11 protein-coding genes are annotated in these 18233 nt (G+C 74.8%); 7 read left to right on the top strand and 4 right to left on the bottom strand.

Going from position 1 to position 18233, the window contains the following annotated elements; translation table 11 throughout:
• Window positions 1–5204 (bottom strand): polyketide synthase (locus RM779_RS32005; protein ID WP_311621305.1); only part of this gene is annotated, 5204 nt, incomplete at its 3' end.
• A 5-nt stretch (window positions 5205–5209) separates the two neighbouring features.
• Entirely contained in the window at window positions 5210–6535 is a 1326-nt protein-coding gene (locus RM779_RS32000) for an MFS transporter (RefSeq protein ID WP_311621304.1), read from the bottom strand.
• Window positions 6536–6864: 329 nt separating this feature from the next.
• Here RM779_RS32000 and RM779_RS31995 point away from each other — a divergent pair, with 329 nt between their 5' ends.
• Window positions 6865–7686 (top strand): helix-turn-helix transcriptional regulator, encoded by an 822-nt coding sequence (locus RM779_RS31995; RefSeq protein WP_311621303.1) that lies wholly within the window; start codon window positions 6865–6867, stop codon window positions 7684–7686.
• Between the two features lie 166 nt (window positions 7687–7852).
• Here RM779_RS31995 and RM779_RS31990 read toward each other — a convergent pair whose 3' ends face one another.
• Complete coding sequence (locus tag RM779_RS31990) at window positions 7853–8644, bottom strand: transporter substrate-binding domain-containing protein (RefSeq protein WP_311621302.1); 792 nt, start codon at window positions 8642–8644, stop codon at window positions 7853–7855.
• A gap of 202 nt (window positions 8645–8846) precedes the next feature.
• Window positions 8847–10736: a calcineurin-like phosphoesterase family protein gene (locus RM779_RS31985; protein ID WP_311621301.1), complete on the bottom strand. Its 1890-nt coding sequence runs from the start codon at window positions 10734–10736 to the stop codon at window positions 8847–8849.
• Window positions 10737–10997: 261 nt separating this feature from the next.
• On the opposite strand from RM779_RS31985, the gene RM779_RS31980 reads away from it, so the two are divergent.
• The 6 genes from RM779_RS31980 (at window position 10998) to ptsP (ending at window position 18209) form a co-directional block, all read left to right on the top strand.
• Window positions 10998–12143: a GAF domain-containing protein gene (locus RM779_RS31980; protein ID WP_311621300.1), complete on the top strand. Its 1146-nt coding sequence runs from the start codon at window positions 10998–11000 to the stop codon at window positions 12141–12143.
• A 151-nt stretch (window positions 12144–12294) separates the two neighbouring features.
• Window positions 12295–13056 carry a DeoR/GlpR family DNA-binding transcription regulator gene (locus RM779_RS31975; protein WP_311621299.1) on the top strand — a complete coding sequence of 254 codons (762 nt, stop codon included), beginning with the start codon at window positions 12295–12297 and terminating at the stop codon, window positions 13054–13056.
• A complete protein-coding gene (gene pfkB, locus RM779_RS31970) occupies window positions 13053–14012 on the top strand; it encodes a 1-phosphofructokinase (protein WP_311621298.1) in 960 nt (319 codons plus the stop codon). Before RM779_RS31975 ends, pfkB begins: the two co-directional genes overlap by 4 nt.
• A gap of 100 nt (window positions 14013–14112) precedes the next feature.
• Complete coding sequence (locus RM779_RS31965) at window positions 14113–16164, top strand: PTS fructose transporter subunit IIABC (RefSeq protein ID WP_311621297.1); 2052 nt, start codon at window positions 14113–14115, stop codon at window positions 16162–16164.
• Between the two features lie 42 nt (window positions 16165–16206).
• Window positions 16207–16539 carry an HPr family phosphocarrier protein gene (locus RM779_RS31960; protein WP_311621296.1) on the top strand — a complete coding sequence of 111 codons (333 nt, stop codon included), beginning with the start codon at window positions 16207–16209 and terminating at the stop codon, window positions 16537–16539.
• 2 nt (window positions 16540–16541) lie between these two features.
• Window positions 16542–18209 (top strand): phosphoenolpyruvate--protein phosphotransferase, encoded by a 1668-nt coding sequence (gene ptsP / locus RM779_RS31955; RefSeq protein WP_311621295.1) that lies wholly within the window; start codon window positions 16542–16544, stop codon window positions 18207–18209.
• Window positions 18210–18233 lie beyond the last annotated feature (24 nt).

The raw sequence follows: 18233 nt of genomic DNA, 5'->3' as shown, positions 1-18233 counted from the left end.
AGCATGTCGAGCTGGCGGGAGATCACTCCGGTCATCCGGTCGGCGAACGTCTCCATCATCCTGAGCTGCTGTCCGAACAGGGCTTGCAGCTCGGCTGCTTCGCCGCCCGCGGCGGGCCGCGGCACCGCCACCGGATCGTCCTCCGGCTCCTCCGGCTCCCCCGGCTCCCCCGGCTCCTGTCGCGCCTCCGGGTCCCGCACGGCCGGTGACTGCGCCGGGGCGCTGTCACCGCGCGTCCGGGCCAGCAGGTCGGCCAGTCTGCGCGGCGTGTCGGCATGGTCGAACAGCTCCCGGACCGGGACGCGGACGCCGTACCGCGCCGCCAGTTCGGTCGTCATGCTCATCATGGCGAGGGAGTCCGCGCCGAGTTCGAAGAACGACGCGTCCGCCGCCATCTCCGCAATGCCTATGCCCAGCTTGGCGGCAGCCACCTCCTTGACGCCTTCCAGCAGGCCGTCCACGGCGACGGGCTGCGCGGCGGCGGGCTGCGCGGCGGGCGGACGTTCCGGCGTGCGCGGGGCGGGGGCCGCCACCGGCACCCGGCGCAGCGGATGGCCCGGCAGCGGCACCCGCCGCCCGCCGCCGGCGATCGCGGGCCAGTCCAGCTCGGCGCCCCGGCTGTGGAGCGAGCCCAGCGCCGAGAGGAAGCCGCGGACCTGGTCGGCCGCCTCGCCCTCGCCCTGGCCGCTCAGCCAGCGGCTCCCGGGGGCGCAGTGCCGTCCGGTACCGGTGAGGGTGCCCCCCGCCCCGAGCTCCGCGAAGTCCTCGCAGCCGTGCCCGACGGCCGCGGCCATGGCCAGGTCGAAGCGGACCGGCTGCCTTGCCTGGCGGCAGAGGTAGTCCGCGCCGACGGTCCGGCCCGGTGGGTGCACCTCGCCGTCGGCGGCCGTCACCAGCGCGGTCTCCAGCGGGCGGTACGCCGCCTGCTCCAGGTAGGGGCGGAACGCGCTCAGCGCCGGTTCGACCGCGGCCGAGTGGAAGGCCCGGTCGACGGGCAGGACCTTCCAGCGCAACTCCTCCCGGTCCAGCAGGCGTACGGCCTCCTCAAGCGCCTGCGGCGGACCGGAGAGCACGTGGGCGCGCGGGCCGTTGACCGCGGCCACCTCCGCGCCCGCGGTCCGGGCAACGCGCTGCGCGGTGTGCGTGTCGGCGCGGACGGCGAGCATGCCGCCGGGTGGGCAGGCCGTGCCCATCAGGTGCCCGCGCCGGGCGGTGAGCCGCAGCCCGTCATCGAGGCTCAGGGCCCCGGCCGCGTACAGCGCGGCGTATTCGCCGACGCTGTGGCCGAGGAGCAGAGCCGGGCGGATACCGGCGGCGCGCCACGCGTCGGCCAGTGCCGCCTGGTGGGCGAACAGGGCGGCCTGGGCCGTCTCCGTGGGCCAGACCTCGCGCGCGGCCGGCTCCGTGTCGGAGGGCGCGTCGATGAGGAGCGGCAGCAGGGACCCGCCGAACTCGTCGGCGTAGATCTCGGCGCACCTGTCGAGTGCCCGGCGGGCGGCCCGACTCGCGGCGTACAGACCGCTCGCCATGCCGCGCCGCGCGCTGCCCTGGCCGGGGAACACGAAGGCCAGCGGGCCGAGTGGCGCGGCCGTGGCGTGTCCCGGTTCCTCCAGGGCCTGGGCAAGTTCCCCGGCGGTGCGGCCGATGGCCGTGGTACGTGCCGCGCGGTGCGGCCTGCCGAGTGCCAGGGTGGTGGCCACGTCGGCCGCCCGGATCTCGGGCCGCTGCCGCAGCCGGTCACGGAGCAGGCCGCACAGCTCGTCCAACGCCTGGGGGTCGCGGGCCGACACCGGTACCAGGGCGGGCAGTTCGGGCGCGGGCCGGGGCGGCGCGGGCGGCGCCTCCTCCAGCACCAGATGGGCGTTGGTGCCGCCGACGCCCAGCGCGCTGACCCCGGCCCGGCGCGGCGCCCCGTCCGGCACCGACCACGGCCGCAGCTCGGTGGCCAGTGTCAACGGGCCGTCTTCAAGGCGTAGTTCGGGGTGGGGGCGGGTCAGGTGCGCGGTCGGTACCAGAGTGCGGTGCCGCAGCATGAGAATCGTCTTGATCAGCCCGGCCATTCCGGCGCAGCTGTCGAGGTGCCCGATGCTCGGCTTCACGGAGCCGACGGCGCAGAACGCCGTGCGCCGGGTGCCTTCGCCGAGCGCCCGGCCCAGCGCCTCCAGCTCCACCGGGTCGCCGAGCGCGGTGCCGGTGCCGTGTGCCTCCACGTAGGAGATGGTCTCCGCGGGCACGGCCGCCCGCCGCAGGGCCTGGCGCACGACATCGACCTGTCCGGCGACGCCGGGCGCGCTGAACCCGACCTTGCGCGAGCCGTCGTTGTTGACCGCGGAGCCGAGGATCACCGCGTGCACGGTGTCCCCGTCGGCCAGCGCCCGGTCGAGCCGCTTGAGCAGCACGGCGGCCACGCCGTTGCCGCCGACGGTGCCGTCGGCCTCGGCGTCGAAGGCCCGGCAGCGTCCGGTGGGCGAGAGGATCGAGCCGGGGTGGCTGCGGTAGCCGGTCCGCTGGGGGTGGTGCACGGCCGCGGCGCCCGCGAGCGCCAGATCCGTCTCGCCGCTCAGCACCGCCTGCGCGGCCAGGTGAACGGCGACCAGTGAGGTGGAGCACGCCGTCTGCACGCCGATGGCCGGGCCCCTGAGCCCGAGGCGGTAGGCGACCCGGGTGGCGAGGAAGTCCGGCTGCTGTGCGATGGCCCGCTGCATGCCGGCGGCGGGGTCCGCCGCGTCGTAAGGGCCGGACGGCTCGTTCGGCTGCTGGTGGTCGTACAGGTTCATACCGGAGCCCGCGAACACCCCCACCGTTTCGTCGGATTCGGTGTCCGCGTACCCGCCGTCCTCCAGCGCGCGGTGGCAGCACTCCAGGAACAACCGGTGGGCGGGGTGCGTGCGTTCGGCCTCGCGGGGGCTCATGCCGAAGAAGCCGCCGTCGAACTCGTCGACGCCGTCGAGTATCCCGCCGACGGGCACGAGGTCGTGGGCGCGCCGCTGCTCCGGGGTCAGGCCCGCCTCGGCGAGCTCCTCCTCGCCGAAGGTCAGGACACTGCTCACCCCGTCGCGCAGGTTGGCCCAGAACTGTTCCGCCGAATCCGCGCCAGGGAAGCGGAACGAGAACCCGATGACCGCGACGCGCCGGTCGGCGGCGTCCGCCGGGGCAGGCGCGGTTCTGGCCGACGCGGTCCCGGCCGACGCGGTCCCGGCCGACGCGGTCCCGGCGGGCGCGGCCCGCACCTCGATGCCGCCGGACAGATGGGCGGCGAGCGCGGTGGCCGTCGGGTGCTCGAAAAGCGCGGTCCGGTCGATCGTCGTCCCGAGCCGCTCCGCCAGCCGGGCCCGCAGGCGCACGAGCAGGGCCGAGTTCAGGCCGAGGTCGTAGAACGGCACGTCCGCCCCGGCCGGGCGGCCCAGCACCGCGCCCAGCTCCTCCCGCACGGCCCGCACCACCGCGTCGTGGTCCGGCCGGGCGGGCGGGGAGGCGTCCGGTCCTGGCCCGCCGTCCGTCAGGCGGTCCCTGAGCGCGGCGCGGCGCACCTTGCCGGCGGGCGTTCTCGGGAAATCGCCGGGCGCGACGGACACGACATGGGCCGCGGTGAGCCGGAGCCTGCCGAAGAGCGCGGCCCGCACCTCGCGGTCGATCCGTGCGTCCTCGGCGGCGCCCCTGCTGACGAAGAAGACGGCCAGCTCCTCCGTGCCGCGGTCCCGGCTCGGGATGCCGCAGGCCGCCACCTCCCCCTGCCCGACGCCCGCGACGGCGGTGACGACCTCCTCGACCTCGTGGCAGTAGACGTTGTGCCCGTTGAGAATGATCATGTCCTTGCGCCGGCCGGTGATGACGACCTGATCGCCGTCGATAAAGGCCAGATCGCCGGTGTCCAGCCAGTCAGGACCGGTGGGGAACGCCTCCGCGTCCGCCTCGGGGCTATGCGCGTAGCCCGGGGTGAGACGCGCGGGTGAGTGGACTTGGAGCCGCCCGATGCGGCCCGGGGGTGAGAGGTCTCCGCTCTCGTCGACGATGCGGAGGGTGACGCCGTGCGCGGGCGAGCCGGAGGCGACGAAGGTCACGCACTCGTCCTCCGGCGTCTGCTCGGCGGCGCGCGCCAGTGCGCCGCCCAGGCTGCTCTTGAGCAGGCGGAACACGGTGCCCGGCAGGTCGAGTCGGCCGTAGGTACACGCCGTGACCGTCTCCGCCATGCCCCACACCGGGACGATGTGCCGCTCGCGGACACCGTAAGGGGCCGTCGCGTCGAGGAAGCGGCGCAGCACCGGCAGAACGACCCGTTCTCCGCCGCAGACGAGGGACTTGAGGCCGCCGAGGTCCCAGCGTCCCTCCTGGGGACCGGTCCGCTGCTCGGCGAGTGCGTCCGCGACGAGCTCGTAGGCGAAGGTCGGCGCCCAGCCGTGTCGCGCCCGGTGCTCGTGGAGGAGGTCGAGCCACCGCAGGGGATCGGCCAGGACCCGTTCCGTGGTGGCGTGGACGTTGGTACAGCCGACGAAGACGGCGAGCACGTGGTAGAGCAGGAACGCGCCGCTGTGGTCGACCGGCAGCCAGTTCACCATGGTGTCGTCCGGTTGGACGTCGAGTATCCGCCTGCTGCTCGCCGCGAAGTCCGCGAGGCCGACGTGCGTCAGCCGCGCGGCCTTGGGGACTCCGGTGCTGCCGGACGAGAGCATCAGCAGGGCGGTCCCGGACTCGTCCGGCCCGTCCTGCTCCGCCGCAGGCGGCGCGTCCCGGCAGTCCCGCGCGACCGCGACGCGCAGCTCGGGGGCGGTCCTGGCGAGCGCCGCCGCACCGGGCGCGTCGCTGACCACCAGCGGACGGCCCAGCAGTTGGTGGGCGTGCAGCAGCCGTTCCAGAGCCGGGGAGCCCGGCGCGGGGTGCTCCGCGATGGCCACGGGCCGGGCGCCGCCGAGCACGCAGGCCCAGAAGGCGGGGAAGAACTCCTCCAGTGGCAGTCCGCACAGCACGACGGTGTCCCCGGCCCGCATCCCGCGCGTCCGCAGCCCCGTGAGCAAGCGGCGGGCGTCATCGAGCAGTTCGGGATAGGTCTGGGACGTCGTCGTGCCGTCCGCGGCGACGGTGACGACTGCCGCGCCGGAGGCGGACCGGGCGGCTCGCAGCAACGCCCGCACCGCGTCACGCGGATCGTCCTCGGTGCGAGCCGGCTCGGGGCCTCGGCATTCCGCTTGTCCCCGGAGGCGTTCCATGCGAGTCATCTCCTCTGATCGGCCGCGGGCGATCGTGCCCGCCGCAGACGGTCTGCGCCGCGCCTGCCGGCCGTGGCCCGCAGCAGAACGAGCGCTCCGCATACGGCCGCTCCGTGGAAGACGACCACGACGGCCAGTGCGGGCACTCTTTCCAACGCGGCCGCGGCGGCCACCGTGCCCAGCGCGAACCCGGACTGCTCCACGGTGGCGGACAGTCCGAAGAGCCGGTCGCGCTGCCGGGCGGACGCCATCTGGAGGCGCGAGGTGTAGACGGTCTCGGTCCAGCCGTCCGCGAACCCCGCCGACGCGGCGGCCACGACCAGCGCGACCGCCGGCAGTCCAAGGAACGCCGCGATGAACGAGAGCGACATGGCGCAGGTGCCGAGGGCGAACGCGCGCTCCCCCCAGGCCGCTTCGCCCCACCGGCGTTTGAGCACGAGCTGGGCGAGAACGGTGCCGACCGCCCACGCCGCCCAGAACTGGGCCATGAACACGGCGGGCTCGTCGGGAGCGGAGTCATGGGCGACGACGGGCAGGGCGACGTTGTGCGAGGAGGACGCCAGCGCGTCCAGCCCTCTGAGCGCGATCATGCCCATCAGGAGAGCGGGGAGACTTCTCGCGAGGCGCCACCGGGAGCGGTTCTTCGCCTGCACGCCCTTCTCCGCGCCGTCCGCGCCGTCCTCGCCAGCCGTGCCGGCCGCGCCGTCGTGGTCCGCACCGGGCTCGTCGTCCGCACGCGGGAACAACACCCACAGCACCACGGCGGATACGGCGAAGCTCGCGGCGTTGAAGGCGAACGCGAGCGCGTAACCCCCCAGCGCGATCACCGGGGCCGCCGAGGCGAACCCGAGCACCGTGGCCAGGGAACGGGACGTGACCAGCAGGCTGTTCGCCCGGCCGCGCGCCTCGTGGCCGACGAGGGCCGGAACCGCGCTGCGCAGGCCCACGGTGAACAGCGTGTTCCCGGCGCCCAGCACCATCGCCGCCGCGGCCAGCAGCCACAGCGGCGCGCGTTCCACGGCGAGCGCCAGCATGATCATGGCGGTTCCCTGGGCGACATCCGCCCCGATCATGACGCTCCGGCGGCTCACCCTGGCCATCACCGCCCCCGCGGCCAGCCCCGCGGCGAACCCGCAGAACATCCGCAGCACCATCACCGCGCCCACGCCGAACGCCGTACCGGTGACCTCGTAGGCGAACAGGCCGAGCGCGATCAGGTTCAGGTAGTTGCCATAGGTGGAGACGCCGTAGGCGCCCGCCAGCACCCGGAACTTCCGGTCCGGCCCTTCCACCGGCCCCCGGGGCCGGGGCAGTTCAGTGCTCGGGCTCATGGCCGGAGGGCCGCTTCCGCCGGAGCGAACGGAATCCCCGCTCGCGCAGGGCGGGTCCGGGTCCGGGCCGGGGTGCGGACGACGCCGCGCCGCCCGTGGTCCTGGCCCGCGACCCGGCGCTCCTCGTCATGCTCCGCGAGGCTGTCCTTGTCACGCACGAGGGCCCTCTCCAGCTTCTGGATGTCGGCGACGGCCGGTGTCCGATCATGTCATGGGGATACGGCGGAGTCGATCCGGGGATTCCGCGCACGTTCGGTGTCGACTCCCGCCGCCATGCGCCCGTGCCGCGTGTGGTGCCTCGGGTTGCGGGTGAACTGTATGTCCGCCGTATGGACCGGCGTTCGGAGTTGAGGGCCTTTCTCCGGTCCCGTCGCGCGCGGCTGACCCCGGCCCAGGTCGGTCTGCCCACCTGCGGAGGGCTGCGGCGCGTGCCCGGTCTGCGGCGGGACGAGGTGGCGAGGCTGGCCGGGATCGGGACCGACTACTACGTGCGGCTCGAACAGGGGCGCAACGAGAAGGTGTCCGCCGAAGTGCTCAACGCCGTGGCCAGGGCCCTCCGGCTGGCGGAGGCCGAGCGGGCCCATCTGTGCCGGCTGGCCAGACCCTCCCGCGAGGCGTCCCGGGTCTGTCCCGATCAGGCGGTGCCCGGCCTGCGACGGCTGCTCGACTCGATGCCGGGCGTTCCCGCGTATGTCGTCGGCCGCCGTACGGAGTTGCTCGCCTGGAACCGGCGGGCGCGGCTGGTCTTCGGGGAGGTCTTCTCCGTCCTGCCGGAGCGCCGCCTCGCGGTGCGCGAGGTCTTCCTCAATCCTGTCGCCCACCGCTTGTTCCGGGACTGGGAGGAGAAGGCGCGGAACGTCACGGCGCGGCTGCGCATGGGTTTCGGCCGCTGCCCCGACGACACGGCACTGACCGGGCTTGTGGACGAACTCGCGGCGTGCAGTGCCGAGTTCCGCCGCGTATGGGCGGAGCAGCACGTACAGAACAAGACGCACGGCGCCTACCGGTTCCGCCATGTGCGGCTCGGTGACTTCACGCTGCCCTACCGGGCGTTGAGCCTGCCCGAGGAGCCGGACCAACTGCTCATCGCCTACACCGTGGAACCGGGCTCCCCGCTGGCCGACGCCCTCGCCCCGGCAGCCGGTCCGTGACGCGCGGGCGCCGGACCGGCGGTTGACCGGTCTCTTGCGGAATTCTTACATCGGGCATGGCAGCATCACGGCCACGGTGTTCGGGGACCGTGCACGGGGACAGGCCGTCCGGCGGCGGGGGTGCGGACGGCCTGTCCCCGTGCCCGGGTGGCGGGTGCGCCGGTCCTCAGCCGAACCAGTCCGCCGCGTGGCCGGCGTACGTTCCGTCGTTGAGGGCCAGGTGCAGCCACTGGTCGACGTACTCCTGGAACTCCTCCTCCCCCTGCGGCAGCAGATAGCCCTTTTCGGCGAAGGTGAAGGGCTCGTCCGGGTTGGTCGCGCAGAGTTCCGGGTGCTGGGCGGACTGGTAGCGGGTCTCGCTGCCGTCGGTGATCATGACGTCGGCGCGTCCGGCGATGATCTCCTCGAAGATCGTGACGTTGTCCTGGTGCACGACGACGGTGGCCCGGTCGATGTGCTCCTGGACGAACTGCTCGTTCGTGCCACCGGGGTTGACGATGACCCGCACGCCCGGCCGGTCGATGTCCTCCAGCGTCCGGTAGCGGTCGGCGTCGGCGCAGCGGGCGATCGGGGACTTGCCGTCGGTCAGGTACGGCAGGCTGTAGTACGCCTCCCGCGCCCGGTCCAGGGTCACCGAGACGCCGCCCATGGAGATGTCGCAGGCGCCGCCGGTCAGGTCCGCGAGCAGGCTGCCCCAGGTCGTCGGCACGAAGTCCGCCTCGACGGCCAGGCTTCCGGCGAGGTCCCGGGCCATATCGACGTCGATGCCCTCGTACTCCCCGGTGTGCGGGTCCAGATGGCTGAACGGGCGGTAGTCGCCGGTGGTGCACACCCGCAGGACCCCGCGTTCCTGGACCCGTTCCAGTGCGGTCTCCGGCTCCGGCGGCCCGCCACCGCCGACGGCGAGCACACCGCCCGCCACGATCGCGGCGGCGGGCAGCACGGCCATGCGACGCATGTGGATCTCCTCCCTGCCGGCCGCGCGCGAGACGCCGCCGGGCCATGTGGTACGACGAAGTGTCGGGCAGATCCTGCCCCTCGCCGAGCCTTCGGGCGTGCATTACCTCCTTGTGGTGACGCCTGCCGCGGCCCCGCGCCGACGCGTGCGGCGGGGGCCGCCACCGGTGTGCGGTGGCGGCCCCCGGGTGGGTGCGGAGCCGTTACGGCTGGTCGACGACGCGGAAGTGCAGCACGTCGGTGTACTCGCGGCCGTGGGCGTCGGTCGCCGTCACCTCGGCGCGGTGGCGACCGGTGCCGAGGTCGGCGGGCAGCTCGAAGCGCCACAGGTGCATGGTCCGGTCGGCGACGCTGCCGCCGTGGACCAGCTGCTGGGCGACGGCGTGCGGGTCGGACCACTCGGGCCCGATCAGCTGGTCCTCGCCGCGCATCTCCTGCGTGCGGGTGGCCTCCCCGGCCCGGCGGCCGTCGATCTCGACCTCGACCGTGGAACCGGTGGAGCCCATCCAGAAGTTGGTGGTGAGCCAGGTCTGCCCGGCCAGGTCCTCACGGATCACCACGTGCGGGTCGCCCAGCTCGGGGGCCGCGCCCTCCGGGTTGTCGTTCCACGCCTGCCGCTCGGCGTACCAGTCGCGGTAGGTGGGGCTGTTGATGCCCAGCTGCGTCTGCACGCGGTCGCTCTCGCCGGTCACCGTGTAGCGCTCCCGGAACGAGTCGCCCCTGATGTCGAGGGTGAGCAGGCCGGGCCGGCCGCCGTCACGTCCGACCGCGACGGGGTAGCCGTTCTCGGTCAGCTCGCCTGAGTACCAGTCACCGGAGATCGCGCCCGCGGTGATGTGCGGGAACGGCAGCCCTTCGACGCCGAAGAGGTCCTGCCAGCCCTGTACGAGGTCGCCGGTGCGCATGTTCTCGATCGAGTGGGTGTGCCCGGCGACGGACACGGCCTCCCGGCCTTCCAGCAGCTCGTAGACCTCGCGGACCTGGTCGACCTGGTGGATGGCGCTGCCCTCGTCGGCGAAGGTCAGCAGCGGGATGTGGCCGGCGACCACGACGAGCTTGTCGTCGTCGACCGCGGCCAGGTCCTGCTCCAGCCAGGCGAGCTGATTCTCGTCGAGCCGGCCGTTGTACCGCGGCGAGTTCTCCGGGTCGTCGCACTCGGGGCGCCGCCCGTCGGCGTTGTCGACGTCCGGGGTGCAGGGGTAGCGCACGGTGTTGAGCGCCACGATGTGCACGTCGCCGACGTCGTAGGAGTAGTAGGCGGGCGCCATCTGGGCACGGAAGGTGTCGAACGCGTGCTCGGCGGTGGCGGAGTCGAAGTCGAGGTCGTGGTTGCCGGGCAGGAACCTGGCCGGGCCGTTGGTCAGGCTCGTGAGGTCCTTGACGTCCGGGTAGAGCGACAGGTCGTCGCCAACGACGTCGCCGATGAAGAGGGTGCCGCAGCCCTGGTAGTCGCGGCGCCCGGCGAGGTCGTTGATCGCGCCCTGGCGGGCGTACTCGACCTCGGTCCTGTCGTAGGTCTGCAGGTCGCCCGCGATGACGCAGTGCTGTTCCTGCGCCCGGGTGAGCTGGCTGCGCACGAGCGGGAAGTTCACGGCGTCCGGCAGCGGTCCGGTGGGCGCGATGCCGCCGTAGCGCAGTTCGGGCGAGCCCTCGGGCAGGTGGTTGTAGTGGAACTGCGCGACGTTCGACTCGTCCACCGGTACCTGGTAGCCGGCGGGCTGGGTGATGAAGACCGTCATGTTGTCGTAGGCGGGCAGCCGGTAGCGGCCGTGGCGGTCGGTCGTCACGACGTCGCGCCCGTTCGACACGACGACGCCGTCGAGGCCGCGTTCCCTGCGGTCGCTCGCGCTGTCGCGGTCCTGGTCGACGAAGACCCTGCCGGTCAGGTACTCGGTGTCGGCCGGCCCTTCCGGCGTACGGACGACCTCGACCTGGCCGCGGTAGGCGGTCTCGTCCCAGGACTTGGGCGCCGCGTTCGGCGTGGCGGTGGACGTGGTGGGGATCGCCGCGGCCCCTCCGGCGACCGCGAGGGTCGTGAGGGCCGTCAGGGCGACGCGGAGGCTGCTGTGTTTTCGCGAGGGGAAACTCAACATGCGGGGGTACTCCGGTGAGTCGTCGGACGCGGGTGCCGGCGCCGTCGGCCGGTCCGCGGCGCCGATCCTGCGCGACGAGGCTGAACGCAGCCCGCTGCCTGGGATAACACCAGCCGTCCCCGAACGGTCCCGGGTGCAAACGCTCGGCGAGCCCGTGCGCCGGGGTGGTGCCCGGCGGCGCGTTCTGCGGGGAAATGCGCGGGTCTTACAAACGACTCTTCCGAACGACTCTTCCGAACGACGACGAGGTCGGGGAGGGCCATGTCTGTGTCAGCCGAACTCCGGGACCGCAGAACCGCCCTTGAGGAGGAATGGGCCCGCTGGGTGCCCGGGTCAGGAGGGCCGCACGGCGGCCGCCCGCCGGTGCGTCCCGAGGTCGCCGAGTCCTGGGCCCGTTCGCTGGGCACCGTGGACCCGCTGCGCGACAGCGCCCCGGTGCGCGACGGCGGCTCGGTGCACCCGCGCTGGTCAGGCTCCGTGCTGCGCAGTCCGGTCGACGCGCTCGCCGACGAACTGCACGCCGTCGCCGACGCGGGCTTCGTCGCCGCCGTCACCGACGAGTCCGGCACCATCCTGTGGACCGCGGGCGGGCGCGTGATGCGCCGACGCGCCGAACTCGTCAACTTCGCGCCCGGCGGGCGGTGGGACGAGCAGGCCATGGGCACCAACGCCCTGTCGCTCGCCCTGCGCACCGGCCGGCCGAGCACCGTGTTCTCCGCCGAGCACCTGGTGGCCGCGCTGCACGGCTGGGTCTGCTACTGCGCCCCCATCCACGGCCCGGACGGCACGGTACTCGGCGTCCTCGACCTCTCCAGCACCTGGGACCGCTCGCACCCGCTGGCCATGCCCACTGTGCGCACGCTGGCCTCCGCCATCGAGGCGAGGCTCCAGGCCGGGAACGCCGAACGGCGCCCCGGCGCGAAGGAAACCGACGCGGTGCGGCTGACCTGCCTCGGCACCGCCGGCGCGGCCCGCGGCGGCCGGCCGCTCCGGCTGCGGCCCCGGCAGCTGGAGATCCTCACCCTGCTCGCCCTCCACCCACGGGGCCTGTCGCCCGAACGGCTGCGCGCGGCGCTGTACGGAGACCGGCCGGTCACCGCCTCGACGTTCAAGGCGGAGGTGTCCCACCTGCGGCGGGCGCTCGGCGGCCGGATCGCCTCCCGCACCTACGCGTTGACCGCGCCCGTGGCCTGCGACGCGCTCGACGTGCTGCGCGCGCTGGAGGCCGGGGACACCGACGGCGCGGTCCGCCGGTACGGCGGGGCGCTGCTGCCGCGTTCCGACGCACCGGGCATCGCGGCCCGGCGCGCGCACCTGGAGGTCGCCATGCGGGTGGCCGTGCTCGCCAGCGACCGCCCGGAACACGCCCTGCGCCTCGGTGAACTGGCCGCCCCCGATGGGCCGTAGCGCCCGAAGCCACCGGGCCCGAATGACCGATGTCCGATGTCCGATGTCCGATCGTGTCTGCGGTGCGCCCAGTTCTGTTTACTTTCCCACGACAGGGGCGTAACCTCACCAGCATCAACAGATCCGGGCAGTGAAACGGGCGTAAACCCACATGTACGCAGCAGAGCGCCAGCAGGAGATCCTGCGCCTGGCCCACGAGGACGGGCGCGTCGACGTGCTGTCCCTGGCCGAGGCGTTCCAGGTCACGGCCGAGACCGTGCGGCGGGACCTCAAGGTCCTCGACCGGGCCGGGCTCGTCCGCCGCGTGCACGGCGGCGCCATCCCCGCCGGCCGCCTCGACTTCGAGCCGGACCTCAGGGAACGCGACGCCGTCTCGGCCGACGAGAAGGACCGGATCGTACGGTCCGCCCTCACCGAGCTGCCCGCGAGCGGCAGCGTGATCGTCGACGCCGGGACGACCACCGCGCGGCTGGCCGCCGTCCTCCCCGTGGACTGCCAGCTCACCGTCGTCACCCACGCCCTGCCGGTCGCCGCCCGGCTCGCCGACCACCCGGGGATCGCCCTGCACCTGGTCGGCGGCCGGGTCAGGCACCGCACCCGCGCCGCCGTCGACGCCTGGGCGCTGCGCGCCTACGCCGAGATCAACGCCGACCTGCTGCTGCTCGCGACCAACGGCTTCTCCGCCGACGCGGGCCTGACCACGCCCGACCTGGCCGAGGCCGCGGTCAAGCGCGCGATGATCTCGGCCGCCCGCCGCACCGTTCTGCTGGCCGACTCCGCCAAGCACGGCCGGCAGCACTTCGCCCGCTTCGGCGCCCTCTCCGACGTCGACCTGCTCATCACGGACACGGGCCTCGGCCCTCAGGACGCCGCCGCCATCGAGCGGCTGGGCACGGAGGTAGTGCGCGCATGATCCTCACCGTCACCCCGAACCCCAGCCTGGACCGCACCTACGAGGTGCCGGGGCTGCGCCGCGGGGCCCTGCTCCGCGCCGAGGGGGACCGGGTCGAGCCGGGCGGCAAGGGGGTGAACGTCTCGCGCGCCGTCGCCGCCACGGGCGGACGCACGACCGCCGTCATGCCGCTGGGCGGGGCGGAGGGCGCCCTGCTCGCCCGGCTCCTCGACGAGCAGGGCATCGAGGTGGCGGGCGTTCCGCTCGCCGGCTCCACCCGGGTCAACATCACCCTGGTCGAGCCCGACGGGACCCTGACCAAGGTGAACGCCGCGGGCCCGGCGCTCACCGCGGCGGAGGCCGCCGCCCTGCTCCTGGCCGTCAGGTCCCGTGCCGCGAACGCCGACTGGATCGCCTGCTGCGGCAGCCTCCCGCGGGGGCCGGGGCCCGAGTGGTACGCCGAGCTGGTCGCCCGGACGCACCGGGCCGGTGCGCGGATCGCCCTGGACACTTCGGGCGAGGCCCTGACCGCGGCGCTCGCCTGGCGGCCTGAGGTGGTGAAGCCGAACGCGGAGGAGCTGGCCGAGGCCGTGGGGCGTTCCCTGGCGACCGTCGGCGACGCGGTCAAGGCCGCCGAGGAGCTGCGCGCCCGCGGTGCGGGGACCGTGCTGGCGAGCCTCGGCGCCGACGGCCAGCTGCTCGTGTCGGACGGCGGCACCTACTGGGGCCACGCCCCGGTGGCGACCGTCCGCAGCAACGTCGGCGCGGGCGACGCCTCCCTGGCCGGTTTCCTCGCCGCGGGCGGGCACGGCCCGGCCGCGCTCGCCGCCGCGGTGGCGCACGGCGCGGCGGCCGTGGGGCTGCCCGGCAGCGCGATGCCGGGCACCGCCGATCTCGACCCCGCCTCGGTGGTGACCACCGCCGACATCCCCGTCGACCGGCCGCTGGCCGACCCGCGGACCGGGGGGCCGTCATGAGCCCGCGGCGCCTGCGTTCCCCTCGTTGCCCTCGAACTGTCCTGACGTTCCCGTCACCCCCGCCGCCCGCCGGGCGGCCCGCGAGCGAAGGAGCCGCGTGATGGCCGAGCTGATCACCTCGGAGCTGGTCGACCTGGCTCTGCCCGCCGACACCAAGGAGGCGGCCGTGCGGGCCCTCGCGGAACGCATGGCCGCCGCGGGCCGGGTCGGCGACCTCGACGCGTTCCTGGCGGACGTGGCCGCCCGCGAATCCCAGATGCCCACCGGTCTTGAGGGCGGCATCGGCATCCCCCACTGCCGCAGCGAGCACGTGTCCGAGCCGACCCTGGCGTTCGGACGCAGCGCCGCGGGCGTCGACTTCGGCGCGCCGGACGGGCCCGCCGACCTCGTCTTCCTGATCGCCGCCCCCGCGGGCGGCGACCGGGACCACCTGGCCATCCTGTCCCAGCTGGCCCGCCGCCTGATGGACCCCGCGTTCACCGAGGCGCTGCGCGCCCAGCACGATCCCGCGGCCGCCGCCGCGCTCATCCGCGGCGACGCGCAGGCGACGGCCGAAGACACCACCGCCAATGACACCACCGCCGAGGACGCCGCCGCGGAGGACACGGCGGAGCCGGCCGTCGGCGACGAGCCGTCCCGGCCGTTCCGCGTCGTGGCCGTCACCTCCTGTCCGACCGGCATCGCGCACACCTATCTGGCGGCCGAGTCCCTGGAGCGGGCGGGCCGCGAGGCCGGCGTCGAGGTGGTGGTCGAGACGCAGGGCTCGGGCGGGTTCAGCCGGCTCGACCCCGCGGTGATCGCCGCCGCCGACGGCGTGATCTTCGCCCACGACGTCGAGGTGCGGGAACGCGCGCGCTTCGCCGGCAAGCCGACCGTCGACGTCGGTGTGAAGGCGGGCATCAACCGGCCCGCCGAGCTGATCGCGCGGGTCACATCCATGGCCGAACGCGGAGAGGTGAGCCCCGCCGCCGGAGGCGCCGGTGCCGCCGGTGGCGCCGAGCCGGTCGACGAGGCGGCGGGCGCCCCCGGTGAGGGCTTCGGTGCCCGGCTCCGCCGCTACCTGATGAGCGGCGTCAGCTACATGGTGCCGTTCGTGGCGGCCGGCGGTCTGCTCATCGCGCTGTCCTTCGCGATCGGCGGCCACGAAATAGCCGATGCGCCGTCCGTCGCCGAGCACTTCGTGTGGACCGAGGGCGACAGCTGGGCCGCGCTGTTCAACCAGATCGGCGGCGCCGCGTTCGGCTTCCTGGTGCCCGTGCTGGCCGGTTACATCGCCTTCGGTATGGCCGACCGCCCCGGACTCGTGCCCGGCTTCGTCGGCGGCGCGATCGCCGTCACCATCGAGGCCGGTTTCCTCGGCGGTCTGGTCGCCGGTCTGCTGTCCGGGGCCGTGGTGATGGCCATTCAGCGGGTCGGCGTCCCGCCCGCACTGCGCGGGATCATGCCCGTGCTGGTCATCCCGCTGATCGGTTCCGCGGTCGTCGGTTTCCTGATGTTCGTGGTCGTGGGCGAGCCGCTCGCCGCGCTGCAGGGCGAGCTGACCGATTGGCTGGACGGCCTCTCCGGCTCCAACGCCGTGCTGCTCGGCCTGGTGCTGGGCGCGATGATGTGCTTCGACCTCGGCGGCCCGCTCAACAAGGTGGCCTACGCCTTCGCCGTCGGCGGCCTCGCCGAGGCCGGGGACGGCAACCTGAAGGTGATGGCCGCGGTGATGGCCGCGGGCATGGTGCCGCCGCTGGCCATGGCCCTGGCCACGACCGTGCGCGGCGGCCTGTTCACCCGCACCGAGCGGGAGAACGGCAAGGCCGCCTGGGTGCTCGGCGCTTCCTTCATCACCGAGGGCGCCATCCCCTTCGCCGCGGCCGACCCGCTGCGGGTCATCCCGTCCGCGATGGCCGGCGGCGCCCTCACCGGCGCCCTGTCCATGGGCTTCGACGCCACGCTCCGCGCCCCGCACGGCGGGATCTTCGTGGTACCGCTGATCGGTTCCCCGCTGCTGTACCTGGTGGCCATCGCCGCCGGCACGGTACTCAGCACGGGCCTGGTCATCCTGCTCAAGTCCGGCCGCGCCGCTCCCGGGTCAGCCCGCGGTGCGGCCGGGGAGTCCCCCGCCGCCGCGGAACGGGCCGCGCCCCCCGCCCCGGCCCGCTGATTCCTCCCACCCACCGACCGTCACACCTTGGAGTGAGATCTCATGCCCCAGCGCACCGTGGCCGTAGGCTCCCACAGCGGCCTGCACGCCCGTCCCGCCTCGCTGTTGGTCCAGGCCGCCGCCCGGCAGCCGGTCACGGTGACCATCGCCCGCCAGGGCCACGCGCCGGTCGACGCCCGCAGCCTGCTCTCCGTCCTCGCGCTCGGCGCGGGGCCCGGGGAGCCCGTGGTCCTCGCGGCCGAGGGCGACGGTGCGGACGCGGCCATCGCCGAACTCGCCGCGCTGGTCGCCGAGGAGCACGACCGTCCGGCCGACGAGTCCGCGGGCGCCGCCGGTACCACGGGCAGCGCGGGCAGCGCGGGCAGCGGGGAGTAGCGATGCCGGCCGTTCTCCAGGGCGTCGGCACCGGCGGCGGCACGGTCTTCGGGCCCGTCGCCCGGATGGCCCCCGCACCCGTCCCGCCCGCCCCGCGCACCGTTCCCGCCGCCGAGGCACCGGCCGAGGCGGCCCGGGTCCGCGCCGCGCTCAAGGGAGTCGCGGAAGCCCTCGACCAGCGCGCCGCGGCCACGACGGGACCCGCGGCCGACGTGCTGTCCGCGCAGGTGATGATGGTCGCCGACCCGGCGCTCGCCGACCGCGCCGAGGCCCTGGTGCGGGAAGGTGCCGACGGCCCGCGCGCCCTCACGGCCGGCTTCGGCGAGTTCCGCGCCGCCCTCGGGGCCGCGGGCGGGCTCTTCGCCGAACGGGTCGCCGACCTGGACGACCTGCGGGACCGCGCCGTTGCCCGGCTGCTCGGCCTGCCCATGCCGGGGCTGCCCGAGCCCGGCCACCCCTACGTGCTGGTCGCAGCCGACCTGGCCCCCGCGGACACCGCGCTGCTCGACCCCGCGCAGGTCGTCGCCCTGGTCACCGAGCAGGGCGGGCCCACCAGCCACACCGCCATCCTGGCCCGCAGCCTCGGCGTGCCCGCCGTCGTCGGCTGCGCCGGCGCCGGCGCGCTGACCGACGGGCAGCCGGTCCTGGTGAACGGCACCGACGGCACCGTCGAGGCCGATCCGGCGCCCGAGGCGGTTGCCGCCGCCGCGGCACGGCAGGAGCGGCACCGTCGCCGGGCCGCCGGGCTGACCGGCCCTGGCCGCACGGCTGACGGCCATCCGGTCAAGCTGCTGGTCAACCTCGGGGCGCCGCACGAGCTCCAGGCCGCGGCGGCGGCCGACAGCGAGGGGGTCGGCCTGTTCCGCACCGAGTTCCTCTTCCTCGACCGCACCGAGGCGCCCTCCGTGGCGGAGCAGACCGACGCCTACGCCCGGGTGTTCGCCGCCTTCGCCGGCCGCCGGGTCATCGTCAGGACCCTGGACGCGGGCGCCGACAAGCCGCTGCCGTTCGCCACCGCCGCCGACGAGCAGAATCCCGCCCTCGGGGTCCGCGGCCTGCGCACCGCGTCCCGCGACCCCGGGCTGCTCGACGACCAGCTCCTCGCCCTCGCCCGGGCGGCCGGGGACAGCGCGGCCGAGGTGTGGGTGATGGCCCCCATGGTGTCGCTGCCGGGCGAGGCCGCCGACTTCGCCGAACGGGTCCGGGCCCACGGCCTCCCCCGCGCGGGCGCCATGGTCGAGGTGCCCGCGGCGGCCCTGCGCGCCGACGAGCTGGCCCGCGCCTGCGACTTCCTCAGCATCGGCACGAACGACCTCTCCCAGTACGCCTTCGCCGCCGACCGCACTCTCGCGAGCCTGGCCGGGCTGCTCGACCCCTGGCAGCCCGCGCTCCTGGACCTGGTGCACCTGACCGCCACGGCGGGCGCCCGCCACGACCGCCCGGTCGGAGTCTGCGGCGAGGCGGCGGCCGACCCGGCCCTCGCGCTGGTGCTGACCGGCCTCGGCGTGACCAGCCTGTCCGCCGCGCCGGCCGCCGTCCCCGAGGTCAGAACCGCCCTCGCCGCCCACCCGCTGGCCGACTGCCGGGCCCTGGCCGAGCTGGCCCGCACCGCCCCGGACGCGGCGGCCGCCAGGGCCCGGGTACGCGAACGGCTCGCCGACCGGGACTGACGCGTCCGCGCGGGCCCGGCGGGC

This window comes from Streptomyces johnsoniae (genome assembly GCF_031845565.1).
Taxonomy (GTDB): Bacteria; Actinomycetota; Actinomycetes; order Streptomycetales; family Streptomycetaceae; genus Streptomyces; species Streptomyces johnsoniae.
Note: the sequence above shows the minus strand (reverse complement) of the source record. Positions and strands in the feature narration are given on the sequence as shown.

Coding starts and splice junctions, on each gene's coding strand:
- ptsP (WP_311621295.1), top strand. CDS start 16,542: ATGCCGGCCGTTCTCCAGGGCGTCGGCACCGGCGGCGGCACGGTCTTC.
- RM779_RS31960 (WP_311621296.1), top strand. CDS start 16,207: ATGCCCCAGCGCACCGTGGCCGTAGGCTCCCACAGCGGCCTGCACGCC.
- RM779_RS32000 (WP_311621304.1), bottom strand. CDS start 6,535: ATGAGCCCGAGCACTGAACTGCCCCGGCCCCGGGGGCCGGTGGAAGGG.
- RM779_RS31990 (WP_311621302.1), bottom strand. CDS start 8,644: ATGCGTCGCATGGCCGTGCTGCCCGCCGCCGCGATCGTGGCGGGCGGT.
- RM779_RS31965 (WP_311621297.1), top strand. CDS start 14,113: ATGGCCGAGCTGATCACCTCGGAGCTGGTCGACCTGGCTCTGCCCGCC.
- RM779_RS31995 (WP_311621303.1), top strand. CDS start 6,865: ATGGACCGGCGTTCGGAGTTGAGGGCCTTTCTCCGGTCCCGTCGCGCG.
- RM779_RS31980 (WP_311621300.1), top strand. CDS start 10,998: ATGTCTGTGTCAGCCGAACTCCGGGACCGCAGAACCGCCCTTGAGGAG.
- RM779_RS31985 (WP_311621301.1), bottom strand. CDS start 10,736: ATGTTGAGTTTCCCCTCGCGAAAACACAGCAGCCTCCGCGTCGCCCTG.
- pfkB (WP_311621298.1), top strand. CDS start 13,053: ATGATCCTCACCGTCACCCCGAACCCCAGCCTGGACCGCACCTACGAG.
- RM779_RS31975 (WP_311621299.1), top strand. CDS start 12,295: ATGTACGCAGCAGAGCGCCAGCAGGAGATCCTGCGCCTGGCCCACGAG.